General features: G+C 59.5%; 9 protein-coding genes. All 9 read right to left on the bottom strand.

Annotated features, from left to right (window positions below; translation table 11 throughout):
* Positions 1 to 111 (bottom strand): GTP-binding protein (locus tag Q0601_RS15525; protein ID WP_160384254.1); only part of this gene is annotated, 111 nt, incomplete at its 3' end.
* Positions 112 to 159: 48 nt separating this feature from the next.
* A complete protein-coding gene (gene fusA / locus Q0601_RS15530; RefSeq protein WP_305290780.1) occupies positions 160 to 2,283 on the bottom strand; it encodes an elongation factor G in 2,124 nt (707 codons plus the stop codon).
* 18 nt (positions 2,284 to 2,301) lie between these two features.
* The gene (gene rpsG, locus Q0601_RS15535) at positions 2,302 to 2,772 is read right to left on the bottom strand and encodes a 30S ribosomal protein S7 (RefSeq protein WP_119751644.1); all 471 of its coding nucleotides are present in this window, start codon (positions 2,770 to 2,772) and stop codon (positions 2,302 to 2,304) included.
* 12 nt (positions 2,773 to 2,784) lie between these two features.
* Positions 2,785 to 3,156, bottom strand: coding sequence for a 30S ribosomal protein S12 (gene rpsL / locus Q0601_RS15540; protein ID WP_042252808.1), 372 nt, complete (start codon positions 3,154 to 3,156; stop codon positions 2,785 to 2,787).
* A 288-nt stretch (positions 3,157 to 3,444) separates the two neighbouring features.
* Positions 3,445 to 4,362 (bottom strand): glycosyltransferase, encoded by a 918-nt coding sequence (locus Q0601_RS15545; RefSeq protein ID WP_305290781.1) that lies wholly within the window; start codon positions 4,360 to 4,362, stop codon positions 3,445 to 3,447.
* A complete protein-coding gene (locus Q0601_RS15550; protein ID WP_305290782.1) occupies positions 4,332 to 5,144 on the bottom strand; it encodes a glycosyltransferase in 813 nt (270 codons plus the stop codon). Before Q0601_RS15550 ends, Q0601_RS15545 begins: the two co-directional genes overlap by 31 nt.
* Positions 5,144 to 6,079: a DMT family transporter gene (locus Q0601_RS15555; RefSeq protein ID WP_305290783.1), complete on the bottom strand. Its 936-nt coding sequence runs from the start codon at positions 6,077 to 6,079 to the stop codon at positions 5,144 to 5,146. The genes Q0601_RS15550 and Q0601_RS15555 overlap by 1 nt, the downstream gene beginning before the upstream one ends.
* 201 nt (positions 6,080 to 6,280) lie before the next feature.
* Entirely contained in the window at positions 6,281 to 10,510 is a 4,230-nt protein-coding gene (rpoC, locus tag Q0601_RS15560; RefSeq protein WP_305290784.1) for a DNA-directed RNA polymerase subunit beta', read from the bottom strand.
* 52 nt (positions 10,511 to 10,562) lie between these two features.
* On the bottom strand, positions 10,563 to 14,702 hold the full coding sequence (rpoB, locus tag Q0601_RS15565; RefSeq protein WP_305290785.1) for a DNA-directed RNA polymerase subunit beta: 4,140 nt from the start codon (positions 14,700 to 14,702) through the stop codon (positions 10,563 to 10,565).
* Between the last annotated feature and the right edge of the window lie 9 nt (positions 14,703 to 14,711).

The raw sequence follows: 14,711 nt of genomic DNA on the forward strand, positions 1-14,711 counted from the left end.
GCCAAAATACTTCGTGATCGCTGCCGTCAAAGTCGTCTTGCCGTGGTCAACGTGACCAATCGTCCCGATATTGACGTGCGGTTTGTTCCGTTCAAACTTTGCCTTTGCCATGATTGGCTCCTTTTCGTTCTTCGAAGATGCGCCCGAAGGCGCATCGGATCACGCGTATTTCTTTTGAATTTCGTCCGAGATATTCTGCGGAACGGCCTCGTAATGCGAGAACTGCATCGTGAACACCGCACGACCCGAAGACATCGAGCGCAGGTTGTTAATATAGCCGAACATGTTTGCCAGCGGCACCGCAGCATCGATGACATTCGCATTGCCGCGGCTATCCTGTCCGCGAACCATGCCGCGACGGCTGGTCAGGTCGCCGATGATCGAACCGGTATATTCCTCCGGCGTCACGACTTCGACCTTCATGATCGGCTCGAGCAGTTTCGCACCGGCCTTGCGCAGACCTTCACGCATTGCCGCGCGGGAAGCGATCTCGAAGGCCAGAACCGACGAGTCGACATCGTGGAAAGCACCATCAAGCAGTGCGACCTTGAAATCGATCACCGGGAAACCGGCCAGCGGACCGGAATCCATCACCGATTTGATGCCTTTCTCGACGCCCGGGATATATTCCTTCGGCACCGCACCGCCGACGATGCGCGATTCGAAGGAATAACCCTCGCCCGGCTCGGTCGGCTGAATTTCCAGCTTGACGCGGGCGAACTGGCCCGTACCGCCGGTCTGCTTCTTGTGGGTATAGTCGATCTCGGCAGGCTGCGAGATGGTTTCCCGATACGCCACCTGCGGCGCACCGATATTCGCCTCGACCTTGAACTCCCGCTTCATGCGGTCGACCAGAATGTCCAGGTGAAGTTCACCCATCCCCTTCATGATCGTCTGCCCCGATTCCAGATCGGTTTCAACGCGGAAGGACGGATCCTCGGCCGCCAGACGCTGCAGGGCCAGACCCATTTTCTCCTGGTCGGCCTTGGATTTCGGCTCGACCGCGATCTCGATCACCGGCTCGGGGAAGGTCATGGTTTCCAGAACCACCTGCTTGACCGGATCGCAAAGCGTGTCGCCCGTGGTGGTCTCTTTCAGACCGGCCAGCGCGATGATATCGCCCGCAAACGCCTCTTCGATCTCGGTCCGGTCCTTCGAATGCATCAGCATCATCCGGCCGACACGCTCGCGCTTGCCCTTGGTCGAGTTCAGCATGCTGTCGCCCTTCTTCAGCACACCGGAATAGATCCGGGTGAAGGTCAGCGAACCGACGAAGGGGTCGTTCATGATCTTGAAGGCCAGCGCCGAGAACGGTTCAGCATCATCCGCATTCCGTGGGATATTGCGCTCTTCGTTCTCGTCATCGGGCGAGAAGCCCATCAGGGTCGGAACGTCTTGCGGCCCCGGCAGAAAGTCGATCACGGCGTTCAGAAGCGGCTGTACACCCTTGTTCTTGAATGCGGAACCAGCAAGCATCGGGAAGAAGGACAGTGACAGCGTGCCTTTGCGGATAAGCTTGCGCAGCGTATCGGCATCGGGCTCATTGCCTTCCAGATAGGCTTCCATAGCGTCATCGTCCTGCTCGACGGCAAGTTCGATCATGTTGTTGCGCCACTCGGTCGCCAGATCCATCAGGCTGTCGCGGATCGGCTGACGAACCCAGCTTGCGCCAAGATCCTCGCCCGTCCAGACCCATTCTTCCATGGTGATCAGGTCGATAATGCCTTCAAGATTATCCTCGGCGCCGATCGGCAATACGATCGGGCAAGGCGTTCCGCCCGTCCGGTCCTTGACCATCTTCACGCAATTGAAGAAATCGGCGCCGATCTTGTCCATCTTGTTGACGAAGACCAGACGCGGCACCTTGTAGCGGTCAGCCTGACGCCACACCGTTTCAGTCTGCGGCTCGACGCCGGCATTCCCATCCAGCAACGCGACAGCGCCGTCAAGAACAGCCAGCGAACGCTCGACCTCGATGGTGAAATCGACGTGACCCGGCGTATCGATGATGTTGAGACGGTATTTGGTATCCGACGTGCCCTCGGCGGACGGATCTTCCTGGCGCTGCCAGAAAGTCGTGGTCGCAGCCGAAGTGATGGTGATACCGCGCTCGGCTTCCTGTTCCATCCAGTCCATCGTCGAGGCGCCGTCATGGGTCTCGCCGATCTTGTGGTTCTTGCCGGTGTAGAACAGGATGCGCTCGGTCATCGTGGTCTTGCCGGCATCGATATGAGCCATGATGCCGAAGTTACGATAACGCTGTAGCGGATATTCGCGTGCCATGATGGGCCTTCCTTCCGTTTACCAGCGGTAATGGCTGAACGCTTTGTTCGCGTCGGCCATCTTGTGAGTGTCTTCGCGCTTCTTGACGGCGGTACCGCGGCCATTGACGGCGTCGGACAATTCGCCCGCAAGACGCTCTTCCATGGTGTGTTCGTTGCGGTTCTTGGCGGCGGTGATCAGCCAGCGGATCGCCAGAGCCTCACGGCGGATCGGGCGAACTTCGACCGGAACCTGATAGGTGGCACCACCGACGCGGCGCGAACGCACTTCAACGGAAGGCTTCACATTGTCGAGTGCTTCGTGGAAGACTTCGATCGGCTCGCGCTTCAGGCGCTGCTCGACACGGTCGAGCGCGTTGTAGACGATACGCTCGGCGGTGGATTTCTTGCCGTCAACCATCAGGTTGTTCATGAATTTGGTCAGCACACGATCGCCAAATTTGGCGTCGGGCAGGATTTCGCGCTTTTCAGCGGCGTGACGACGGGACATCTGCCTATCTCCTTACTTCGGACGCTTGGCGCCGTATTTCGAACGACGCTGACGACGATCTTTGACGCCCTGGGTATCCAGAACACCGCGCAGGATGTGGTAACGGACACCCGGAAGGTCTTTCACACGGCCGCCACGGATCAGCACGACGCTGTGCTCCTGGAGGTTGTGCTTTTCGCCCGGAATATAAGAGATGACCTCGAAGCCATTCGTCAGACGCACCTTGGCGACTTTACGCATAGCGGAGTTCGGTTTTTTCGGCGTCGTGGTATAGACGCGCGTGCAGACGCCACGCTTCTGCGGGCATCCTTGAAGATGCATCGACTTACTGCGCTGCACTCTGGGCTGCCGCGGCTTGCGGATCAGCTGTTGAATAGTCGGCATTCGGTTCCCCGTCTTGCTCTGTCAATACTCGCAGCCACCGGCTGCGCCACTTCTCGACGGCGTTTCACGCGAATCGCGAAACGCCAAACCCATCCGGCCCCACGAAAAGGGGTGGACGGGAAAATTCCAGAGGATCGGGGCGATCTGGCCCGGATCATGACCACATAGGTTCTGGTACCCAAGGCGGAACTCCGCCGGGTGCGGGGCGTATAGGGGGAATCGGGAAGGCTGTCAATCCATCGCAGTGGATTTATGCCCTGCCGTTTCATCATCCGCATATCGGCAATGTCAGGACGGCAGCTTTCGAAGCGCATCCTGCAGCGCCGCCAGATCGATGTCAAAGCGACGCTTCAGCGCATCCAGTTCCCAGGGCCGACTGTTATGGTCAGGCAACCGGAACGCGCTGTCATTCGTATCATGACGACCGCGCAGGAACATGTTGCCGTCATGCAGGGTCACGGTCGGCATATGACAATGCAACTGATGATGCCCCCAGCCAAACAGGCCCTGACGCGAACCGGCAGGCAGATAGACCGTCTGCCCGCAATTCCAGGTCGAGGCGAATACGCGATGCAGATTGGCCTGCGTTCCGTCCGCCTCCAGTACGAAACCGCTGGTATAATCGCCACTGACCATCCCGTATTGCCGATATAGCGGTGCAAGATAGGTTTCGAAATCCCTGCGCACCCGGTCGATGTAATTCACGGCAACCGCATCGTCGTCATCCAGCCGGAACTGGGCGACGATATCGGTGTCCGGATGCAGATATTTCGAGAATGGCGCATTGCAGATCTGGAAATGCTTCCCCGGCGCGATAAATTCCAGCCTGACGACCGGACAATCCGCTACGATTTCCGCCAGTTCATCCTGCCATTTCTGCGGCATGAGATCGCTTGCCAGCACGACGAAAAGAAAACCCTGATCGCTCTGCGCCCGGATCGAGGGCATCACCACATGCCTGAACCATGCCATCCGAAGCGCAAGGCGGGATTCCTGAAACAGAAAGGCCCGGCGCTCATCCAGCGACGCGGGACCGCGTTTGAACCCGCCCGTCGTCAACAGTGAAAAACGGCAAACCCCGATCGGCTGAATCTTCATATCGCCCAATTCGATCCTGTTAAGACTATCCCCCGCATGCGGCACCTTCCGGTCCGGCTCGGAGGCAGAGCTTGCTCTTACAACCCGGCTGCGATCTTTTCCAGCCATTGGGGTCTCAGGCCAAACCGCGCAGAAATCTGACGGTTCAGGGCCTCTTCATCCAGTTGCCACGGCAGGCCCGGCCCCATATCGCCCGAATCATTGTCGCCGTGAAGCGTGCGGACAAACATCAGCGGACGTGTCACCGCCACGCCCGGCATCCATTGCGCCAGCTTGGAATGATCGTAATTCAATGCGGTTTCGTCCGCATCCGGAGGCAGGAAAATCGTCAAAGCGGCAGTCGCATTGTGGCAAATACGCGGAATCAGCCTGACCTTGCCATTCTCGAATTTCAGGATCAGGCCGCGCGAATAATCCAGAGACAGCTTGCCCTCGGTTTTCCACAGGCCCTTTACACGACGAAAATCCTTGCGCGCCGCCTCGATGTAATTCACGGCGACAGCATCGTCGTCATCATGGCGGAAATGCCCGATCACATCGGCAGACGGATCGATATGCGGCGCGACAGCCGCCCGGCACGCTTTCAGGTGATATTTCATCGGCGGCACCAGTTCCAGCTTCAGCTGCGGGATCTCGGCTTCCAGATCCCGCAACATGCCCAGATAGGGCTCTGGCAGATCCGGCCCGGTCATCACGACCAGCGTAAAATCGGGATCCGTCTGCATGCGCCATGCCGGAAGGGCGATCTCGGTGAACCAGAACCAGCGTCGCGCAAGCCGCTGCGGATCGTAAAGATAGGCTCGTCTTTCATCATAGCTTTCGTGCTCGACCTGGTAGCCACGCATTCCGACATAGGAGAACCGGCAAAGCCCCAGCATCTGTACCCGCATCATTCCCCCTTCAATTGCGCTTCACGCCAGATGGAATAGATTCCGGCGCCAACGACAAGCGCCGCCCCGGTCCATGTCCAGATATCCGGCCATTCATGGAACACCAGCAGCCCTGCCGCAATCGCCACGATCAGCGAAACATAGCGGAACGGCGCAACATAACTGATCTCTCCGATCCGCATCGCGGCAACGGCGGTCATATAGCCAAGCGTCAGGAACGCACCGCCAAGCATAAGCAAAAGGATTTGTGATATTCCCGGCATAACCCAGCCCTGCCACAGGCTTGCCAGAAAGCCCATCAGGGTCACGGTCATGGCGGTATAGAAAGCGATCGTGATCGAACTGACCCCCCGCCCGACAGTCCGGGTCACCAGATCGCGCATGGCGACAAGCGCCACCGCCGCCAGGGCCACCAGCGACCAGATCCCGAATGTACCGGTGCCCGGTCGCAGGATGATCACGACGCCGATCAACCCGATGGCAACCGCGCTCATCCGCCTCCAGCCCAGTTTTTCGCCGAACAGCAGGGCCGCCGACAACATCACCACAAGCGGCAGCGACTGCATGACCGCCGAAAGATCGCCGATCGCCATATTCTGAAGCGCATTCAGGAACAGCACCGTCGACCCAAGCTCCCCCACGATCCGGAACGCCATCGCGACACGATCCGTGCGGGGAACCTGCAGGCGCAGCCCGCCCTCCCGCTGCGCAAGGATCATGATGCCAACCATCACCGCCAGCCCCCGCAAGGTCATGGCCTGATATAGCGGCATATCCTGTGTGACGAATTTCATCACCGTGTCATTGCAGGTGAATCCAACCATCGAGAAACACATCAGCAAAGCGCCACGCAGATTGTCTCCGGGCTGATGGGGCTGTGTCCTGATCGAGGCGGGGCTGACCCGCCGGAATGGCGATATAAGTGGCGTGCGCATTGATTTCCGTCCCTCTGCCCCAAGCGTTAGGCGGTCGTTCAGGCAGGAGCAAGGGGGAGAGATTACGGATAGAGGCCGATCAAGCAGCTCTTTCTGCCCGACGCCCACCGGGCCGACAGGATTTACGCCCCGTTTCTTGCCGCAATCGCATATAAAAAGGCCCGGCAAATGCCGGGCCTTTCCTGTCGCTTGGGCAGCGGGTTATTCTTGGCTGCCGGTATCGGGTGCTCCGGCCGGGGCACTTTCCTCTGCCGGAGCGGGCGCTGCCAGAACCGCAGCCGCTTCGGCTTCAGCACGGCGGGCATCGATCACCTCGTTATCGCGCTCGGTGGCGATACGGCGAACGCGCGAGGTCGCGCCACCCGTACCTGCCGGGATCAGGCGGCCGACGATGACGTTCTCTTTCAGCCCGACCAGCTTGTCGCGCTTGCCCTGAACCGAGGCTTCGGTCAGCACGCGGGTGGTTTCCTGGAAGGACGCCGCCGAGATGAAGCTGCGGGTCTGCAGGCTGGCCTTGGTGATGCCCAGCAGAACCGGTTCACCTGTGGCCGGACGGCCGCCGCGCGCTTCGATCTTGGCATTTTCGGCGTCGAACTCGTCGCGCTCGACATGCTCGCCTTTCAGAAGCGTGGTCTCGCCGCTGTCGATGATCTCGATCTTCTGAAGCATCTGGCGAACGATCACCTCGATATGCTTGTCGTTGATCTTCACACCTTGCAGACGATACACGTCCTGAACCTCGTCGATCAGGTAATCGGCAAGCGCCTCGATCCCCATGATCCGCAGGATGTCATGCGGAGCCGGGTTACCGTCCATGATGTAGTCCCCCTTCTGCACGAAGTCGCCTTCCTGCACCGGGATGTGCTTGCCTTTCGGCACCATGTATTCGACCGGCTCGCGCCCTTCTTCCGACGGCTCGATGGCGATGCGGCGCTTGTTCTTGTAGTCCTTGCCAAAGCGCACATAACCGTCGATTTCGGCGATGATCGCGTGATCCTTGGGACGACGCGCCTCGAACAGTTCCGCCACGCGGGGCAGACCCCCGGTGATGTCCTTGGTCCGTGCGCCTTCGCGCGGGATACGTGCAACCACGTCACCCGGACGAATTTCCTGCCCGTCCTCGATCGACAGAATGGCATCCACCGACATCGGATAGCTGACCGGGTTGCCCTGCTCGTTGCGAACCGGTTCGCCGTTCTCATCCATGATGATGATCTCGGGCTTCAGATCGTTGCCCTTGGGCGCCGAGCGCCAGTCGGTCACGATCTTCTGCGACATGCCGGTCGCCTCGTCGGTTTCATCGCGTACCGAAACACCCGATGTCAGATCGACGAATTTGGCCACGCCACCCTTTTCGGCGATGATCGGCAGGGTATAGGGATCCCATTCGAACAGCTTGGCGCCACGGATCACCCGCTCACCATCCTTCACGAACAGCTTCGAGCCGTAGAACAGCTTGTGATTGGCACGCTCGTTGCCCTGATCGTCAAGAATGACGATCTGCATGTTGCGCGACATCACGACAGGTTCGCCATTCGCATTGGTCAGAACGTTCTCGTTCCGGAACTGCACGGTGCCTTCATGGGCCGACGCCTGGAAGGATTGCTGTCCACCCTGAGCGATACCGCCGATATGGAAGGTCCGCATGGTCAGCTGCGTGCCCGGTTCACCGATCGACTGCGCGGCGATGATGCCGACAGCTTCGCCGATATTGACGATCGTGCCCCGCGCCAGATCGCGGCCATAGCACAGCGCACAGATACCATCTTCGGATTCGCAGGTCAGGGCCGAACGGATACGGACAGTGGCTACGCCAGCCGCCTCGATCTCATCCGCCTTGCGCTCGTCGATCAGATCGCCCGCACGGACAATGATCTCGTTTTCGCCCGGAACCAGAACATCCTCGGCAGCAACCCGGCCAAGCACACGCTCGGACAGCGGGGCAATCACCTCGCCATCGTTCACGGCGGCCGCGGCAGTGATCGACTGATCCGTTCCGCAATCATGCTCGCGGATGATGCAGTCCTGCGCGACATCGACCAGACGCCGGGTCAGGTAACCCGAGTTCGCGGTTTTCAACGCGGTATCCGACAGCCCCTTCCGGGCACCGTGGGTCGAGTTGAAGTATTCAAGAACGGTCAGGCCCTCCTTGAAGTTCGAAATGATCGGCGTTTCGATGATCTCGCCATTCGGCTTGGCCATCAGCCCGCGCATCCCGCCAAGCTGCTTCATCTGGTTGACCGAACCCCGGGCGCCCGAATGCGCCATCATATAGACGCTGTTCGGTTCCTTTTCGGCTCCGCCCTCGTCCTTCTTCTTGGCCGAGATGGTGGACATCATGGCTTCGGTCACACGGTCGTTGCATTTCGACCATGCGTCCACGACCTTGTTGTACTTCTCGCCCTGGGTGATGAGACCGTCCAGATATTGTTGTTCGAACTCCTTCACCTGGTCCTGCACCTCGTCGACGATCGTCCATTTGTTGTCGGGAACGACCATATCGTCCTTGCCGAAGCTGATACCTGCGCGGAAGGCTTCGCGGAAACCCATGCCCATGATCTGATCGCAGAAGATCACCGACTCTTTCTGGCCACAGTAACGATAGACGGTGTCGATGACATACTGCACGTCTTTCTTGCGCAGCAGGCGGTTGACAAGCTCGAACGGCGCCTTGGCGTTCATCGGCAACAGCGCGCCCAGCCGGATCCGGCCCGGCGTGGTTTCATAGCGCTTGATGACCTCGTTGCCGTTTTCGTCGATCTGGCGCAGACGGGCGGTGACCCGCGCGTGCAGATGCACCTCACCAGCGGCAAGCGCATGCTCGACCTCTTCGACATTGGCGAAGACCATGCCCTCGCCCTTCATGCCCTCGCGCTCCATCGTGATGTAATAGAGACCAAGGATCATGTCCTGCGACGGCACGATGATCGGCGCGCCGTTCGCGGGCGACAGAACGTTGTTCGTGGACATCATCAGAACGCGGGCTTCAAGCTGGGCTTCAAGCGACAGCGGCACGTGAACAGCCATCTGGTCGCCGTCGAAATCGGCGTTGAAGGCCGAACAGACCAGCGGGTGAAGCTGGATCGCCTTGCCCTCGATCAGGATCGGCTCGAACGCCTGAATGCCCAGACGGTGCAGCGTCGGCGCACGGTTCAGCAGAACCGGATGCTCACGGATGACTTCATCGAGAATATCCCAAACCTCGGGACGCTCTTTCTCGACCAGCTTTTTCGCCTGTTTAACGGTGCTGGACAGCCCCTTGGCCTCGAGCCGCGAATAGATGAACGGCTTGAACAGCTCCAGCGCCATCTTCTTCGGCAACCCGCACTGATGCAGCTTGAGTTCCGGCCCGGTCACGATGACCGAACGGCCCGAGAAGTCGACCCGTTTTCCCAGAAGGTTCTGACGGAAACGCCCCTGCTTGCCTTTCAGCATGTCCGACAGCGATTTCAGCGGACGGCGGTTATTGCCCGTGATCACACGGCCACGACGGCCGTTATCGAACAGCGCATCGACCGATTCCTGCAACATCCGCTTTTCGTTGCGCACGATGATATCGGGTGCGCGCAATTCTATCAGCCGCTTCAGGCGATTGTTGCGGTTGATGACCCGGCGGTACAGGTCGTTCAGATCCGAAGTCGCAAACCGGCCGCCATCCAGCGGAACCAGCGGGCGCAGTTCGGGCGGAATGACCGGAAGGACGGTCATGACCATCCATTCCGGGCGGTTGCCGGATTCAAGGAAACTCTCGACAATTTTCAGCCGCTTGATGATCTTTTTCGGCTTCAGTTCGCCCGTGGCCTCTTTCAGATCCTCGCGCAATTGCTCGGCAGTGGCGGCAAGGTCGATATTGGCCAGCATGGTGCGGATCGCTTCCGCGCCGATATCGGCGGTGAAAGCGTCGGCGCCCCAGTTGTCCTGGGCATCCATATATTCTTCTTCGGTCATCAGCTGACCATAGGTCAGATCGGTCAGACCGGGTTCGATCACCACGTAGTTCTCGAAGTAAAGAATACGCTCAAGATCGCGCAGCGTCATGTCCAGCATCAGACCGATGCGAGACGGCAGCGACTTGAGGAACCAGATATGCGCAACAGGCGCGGCCAGTTCGATATGACCCATACGTTCGCGGCGGACTTTTTGCAGCGTAACTTCAACACCGCATTTCTCGCAGACGAGGCCGCGATATTTCATCCGCTTGTATTTGCCACAAAGGCATTCGTAATCCTTGATCGGCCCGAAGATGCGGGCACAGAACAGGCCATCGCGTTCCGGCTTGAAGGTCCGGTAGTTGATGGTTTCGGGTTTCTTCACCTCACCGAAAGACCACGCGAGGATTTCCTCGGGCGATGCGAGCGAGATCTTGATTTCATCGAACTGCCGAGGCGCGGCCATCGGGTTCAGGGGATTGGTGGCAAGTTCCTGGTTCATTTTTCAATCCTTGTGAAAGGGCGCGGAAGAAGGGTGGTGAGGGTGGCAGCCCTCACTCTTCCTCTTCCTCCGCATCCAGGAGTTCCATATTGAGGCCCAGACCCCGGACCTCCTTGACCAGCACGTTGAACGATTCGGGCACACCGGCTTCGAAATTGTCCTCGCCCTTGACGATGGACTCGTAGACCTTGGTGCGGCCCGCCACGTCGTCCGACTTCACCGTCAGCATTTCCTGCAGGGTATAGGCGGCGCCATAGGCTTCCAGCGCCCAGACCTCCATCTCACCCAGTCGCTGACCGCCGAATTGCGCCTTACCGCCCAGCGGCTGTTGGGTCACAAGGCTGTAAGGTCCGGTCGAGCGGGCATGCATCTTGTCGTCGACAAGGTGATGCAGCTTCAGGATATATTTCATGCCCACGGTAACCGGACGCGCGAACTGCTCGCCCGTGCGGCCGTCGAAGACGATCGATTGCCCCGAGGTATCGAAACCGGCGCGGGTCAATGCGTCGTTGATATCGGCCTCCTTGGCACCGTCGAAGACCGGCGTGGCGATCGGGACACCCGTACGGACCGCCTCGGCATGTTCGACAAGCCTGTCATCGTCCATATCCGCGAAGGTCTCGGTATAGATATCCTCGCCGTAACCGTTCTGCATGGCGTCCCGAACCGGGCTCATATCGCCATCGCGGCGATAGGCTTCAAGCGCCTCGTCGATCTTGATGCCAAGACCGCGCGATGCCCAGCCCATATGGGTTTCGAGGATCTGCCCGACGTTCATCCGCGACGGCACGCCCAGCGGGTTCATCACCAGATCGACCGGAGTTCCGTCCGAAAGGAACGGCATATCCTCCATCGGCACGACTTTCGAGACGACACCCTTGTTGCCGTGACGACCGGCCATCTTGTCGCCCGCCTGAAGCTTGCGCTTCACGGCGACGAAGACCTTGACCATCTTCATGACACCCGGCGGCAGATCGTCACCCTGACGGACCTTTTCGACCTTGTCCTCAAAGCGGGCCTCAAGCGCCTTCTTCTGGCTGTCGTATTGCTGATTCAGCGCTTCGACTTCCTTGGCGATATCCTCTTCACCGACGGCAAGCTGCCACCACTGGCCACGGCTCAGCGTGCCCAGCAGTTCTTCGGTGATCTCGGATTTCGGCTTGATGCCTTTCGGCCCCTTGACGGCAAGCTTGCCGACGATCAGCGATTTCAGACGCGCATAAATGTTGCGGTCCAGAATCGCCTGTTCGTCGTCACGGTCACGGGCCAGACGCTCGACTTCCTCACGCTCGATCTGAAGCGCGCGCTCGTCTTTGTCGACGCCATGCCGGTTGAACACCCGCACTTCCACAATGGTCCCGTAAGCACCTGGCGGCAGACGCAGCGAGGTGTCGCGGACGTCCGAGGCCTTCTCACCGAAGATAGCGCGCAGAAGTTTTTCTTCCGGCGTCATCGGGCTTTCGCCCTTCGGCGTGATCTTACCAACCAGAATATCGCCCGGTCCGACCTCGGCGCCGATATAGACGACGCCTGCCTCATCCAGATTGCGCAGCGCCTCTTCACCCACGTTCGGGATGTCGCGGGTGATTTCCTCTGGCCCCAGCTTGGTGTCACGCGCGGCGACCTCGTATTCATCGATATGGATCGAGGTGAATACGTCGTCGCGGTGAATCCGCTCGGAGATCAGGATCGAGTCCTCGTAGTTGTAGCCATTCCAGGGCATGAAGGCGACGACCACGTTCCGGCCAATGGCCAGTTCCCCCAGATCGGTCGAGGGACCGTCGGCAATCACCTGACCGCCCACGACTTTCTCGCCCACCTTGACCAGCGGACGCTGGTTGATGGTCGACGATTGGTTCGAACGCTTGAACTTGCGCAGACGGTAGATATCCACGCCCGCATCGCCGGCTTCCAGCCCTTCGGTGGCGCGGACAACGATCCGCTGGGCATCGACCTGATCGATGACCCCGCCACGACGCGCCATGATCGCGGCGCCGGAATCGCGGGCCACGATGGCCTCCATCCCGGTACCGACAAACGGCGCTTCGGCCCGCAGCAGCGGCACGGCCTGACGTTGCATGTTCGAACCCATCAGGGCGCGGTTGGCGTCGTCGTTTTCAAGGAACGGGATAAGCGCCGCCGCGACCGAAACCAATTGCTTGGGCGACACGTCGATCAGATCGACGGCATCGACCGGATTCAGCATGAAATCGCCCGCCTGACGGGTGCTGACCAGTTCCTGAACGAATTTACCGTTTTCATCCAGTTCCGCATTGGCCTGCGCGACCGTGTGGCGCATCTCCTCGGTCGCCGACATATAGACGACGTCATCGGTCACCTGACCGTCCTCGACCTTGCGATAGGGGGTCTCGATAAAGCCGTATTTATTCACCCGCGCGAAAGTCGCGAGGCTGTTGATCAGGCCGATATTCTGGCCTTCCGGCGTCTCAATCGGGCACATCCGGCCATAATGGGTCGGATGAACGTCGCGAACCTCGAAGCCCGCACGCTCACGCGTCAGACCGCCCGGCCCAAGCGCCGACAGGCGGCGCTTATGCGTCACCTCTGACAGCGGGTTGGTCTGGTCCATGAACTGCGAAAGCTGCGACGAGCCAAAGAACTCGCGCACCGCGGCCGCCGCCGGCTTGGCATTGATCAGATCCTGCGGCATCACGGTGTCGATCTCGGTCTGCGACATGCGCTCGCGGATCGCCCGCTCCATCCGCAGCAGGCCGACGCGATACTGATTCTCCATCAACTCGCCGACCGAACGCACACGCCGGTTGCCCAGATGGTCGATATCGTCGATCTCGCCCTTGCCGTCGCGCAGTTCGACAAGGCCACGCACACAGGCCACGATATCCTCGGGGCGCAGGGTGCGCTGCGTGTCCGGCGCATCCAGATCCAGACGCATATTCATCTTGACCCGGCCGACAGCGGACAGATCATAACGCTCGGAATCGAAGAACAGGCTGTCGAACAGGGTCGAGGCGGCCTCGACGGTGGGCGGCTCGCCCGGGCGCATGACGCGATAGATATCCATCAACGCCTGTTCCCGGTTCATGTTCTTGTCCGAGGCCATGGTGTTGCGGATATAGGGGCCGACATTGACGTGATCGATATCCAGAACCGGAATATCCGCCACGCCATTATCCAGCAGCACCTTCAGCAGGCCACCGCTCAGGTCGCCTTCCTTGTCGTATTCCGCCGTGATCTCATCGCCGGCCTCGGCATAGATGAAACCGGTTTCCTCGTTGATGATATCCTTGGCGACGAAACGGCCGACGATACGGTCGAAGGGAACAAGCAGGTTCACCTGTTCGCCCGAATCCAGCAATTGCTTGACCAGACGCGGAGTCACCTTGTCGCCCGCCTTGGTAATGACCTCTCCGGTATCGGCATTCACCAGATCATAGGCCGGGCGCGTACCACGGACCCGCTCGGGGAAGAAGCGCGTGATCCAGCCCTGATTCTTGCGCAGAGTGTAGTCAACCGTCTCATAGAAAGCATCCATGATGCCTTCCTGATCCATGCCAAGCGCGTAAAGCAGGGTCGTCACCGGCAATTTCCGGCGGCGGTCGATGCGCGCGAAAACCAGATCCTTGGCGTCGAATTCGAAATCCAGCCAGGAACCGCGATAGGGGATGATCCGGCAGGCGAACAGCAGCTTGCCCGAGCTGTGCGTCTTGCCACGGTCATGGTCGAAGAACACGCCCGGGCTGCGGTGCATCTGGCTGACGACGACGCGTTCGGTTCCGTTCACGATGAAGGTACCGTTCTGGGTCATCAGGGGCATATCGCCCATATAGACGTCTTGTTCCTTGATATCCTTGACGGAACGCGCCCCGGTATTCTCGTCGACATCGAACACGATCAGCCGCAGGGTGACCTTCAGCGGCGCCGAAAAGGTCATGTCGCGCTGTTGGCATTCGTCGACATCGTATTTCGGACGTTCGAGAGCGTATTTCACGAATTCCAGCGTCGCGGTTTCGTTGAAGTCCTTGATCGGAAACACCGACTGGAAAACACCCTGAATGCCGTCGCCGTCGTTATGACCCTCGCCTTCACCCGATTTCAGGAAAAGTTCGTAAGAGGATTTCTGAACCTCGATCAGGTTCGGCATCTCCAGAACTTCACGGATATTGCCGTAATAGCGGCGGATACGCTTCTGACCGACATAAGATTGCGCCATGGGATCTAG

The sequence above is a fragment of the Paracoccus wurundjeri genome, assembly GCF_030678915.1.
GTDB lineage: Bacteria > Pseudomonadota > Alphaproteobacteria > Rhodobacterales > Rhodobacteraceae > Paracoccus > Paracoccus onubensis_A.

Coding starts and splice junctions, on each gene's coding strand:
- fusA (WP_305290780.1), bottom strand. CDS start 2,283: ATGGCACGCGAATATCCGCTACAGCGTTATCGTAACTTCGGCATCATG.
- rpsL (WP_042252808.1), bottom strand. CDS start 3,156: ATGCCGACTATTCAACAGCTGATCCGCAAGCCGCGGCAGCCCAGAGTG.
- Q0601_RS15545 (WP_305290781.1), bottom strand. CDS start 4,362: ATGGCTGGAAAAGATCGCAGCCGGGTTGTAAGAGCAAGCTCTGCCTCC.
- Q0601_RS15550 (WP_305290782.1), bottom strand. CDS start 5,144: ATGCGGGTACAGATGCTGGGGCTTTGCCGGTTCTCCTATGTCGGAATG.
- rpoC (WP_305290784.1), bottom strand. CDS start 10,510: ATGAACCAGGAACTTGCCACCAATCCCCTGAACCCGATGGCCGCGCCT.
- rpoB (WP_305290785.1), bottom strand. CDS start 14,702: ATGGCGCAATCTTATGTCGGTCAGAAGCGTATCCGCCGCTATTACGGC.
- Q0601_RS15555 (WP_305290783.1), bottom strand. CDS start 6,079: ATGCGCACGCCACTTATATCGCCATTCCGGCGGGTCAGCCCCGCCTCG.
- rpsG (WP_119751644.1), bottom strand. CDS start 2,772: ATGTCCCGTCGTCACGCCGCTGAAAAGCGCGAAATCCTGCCCGACGCC.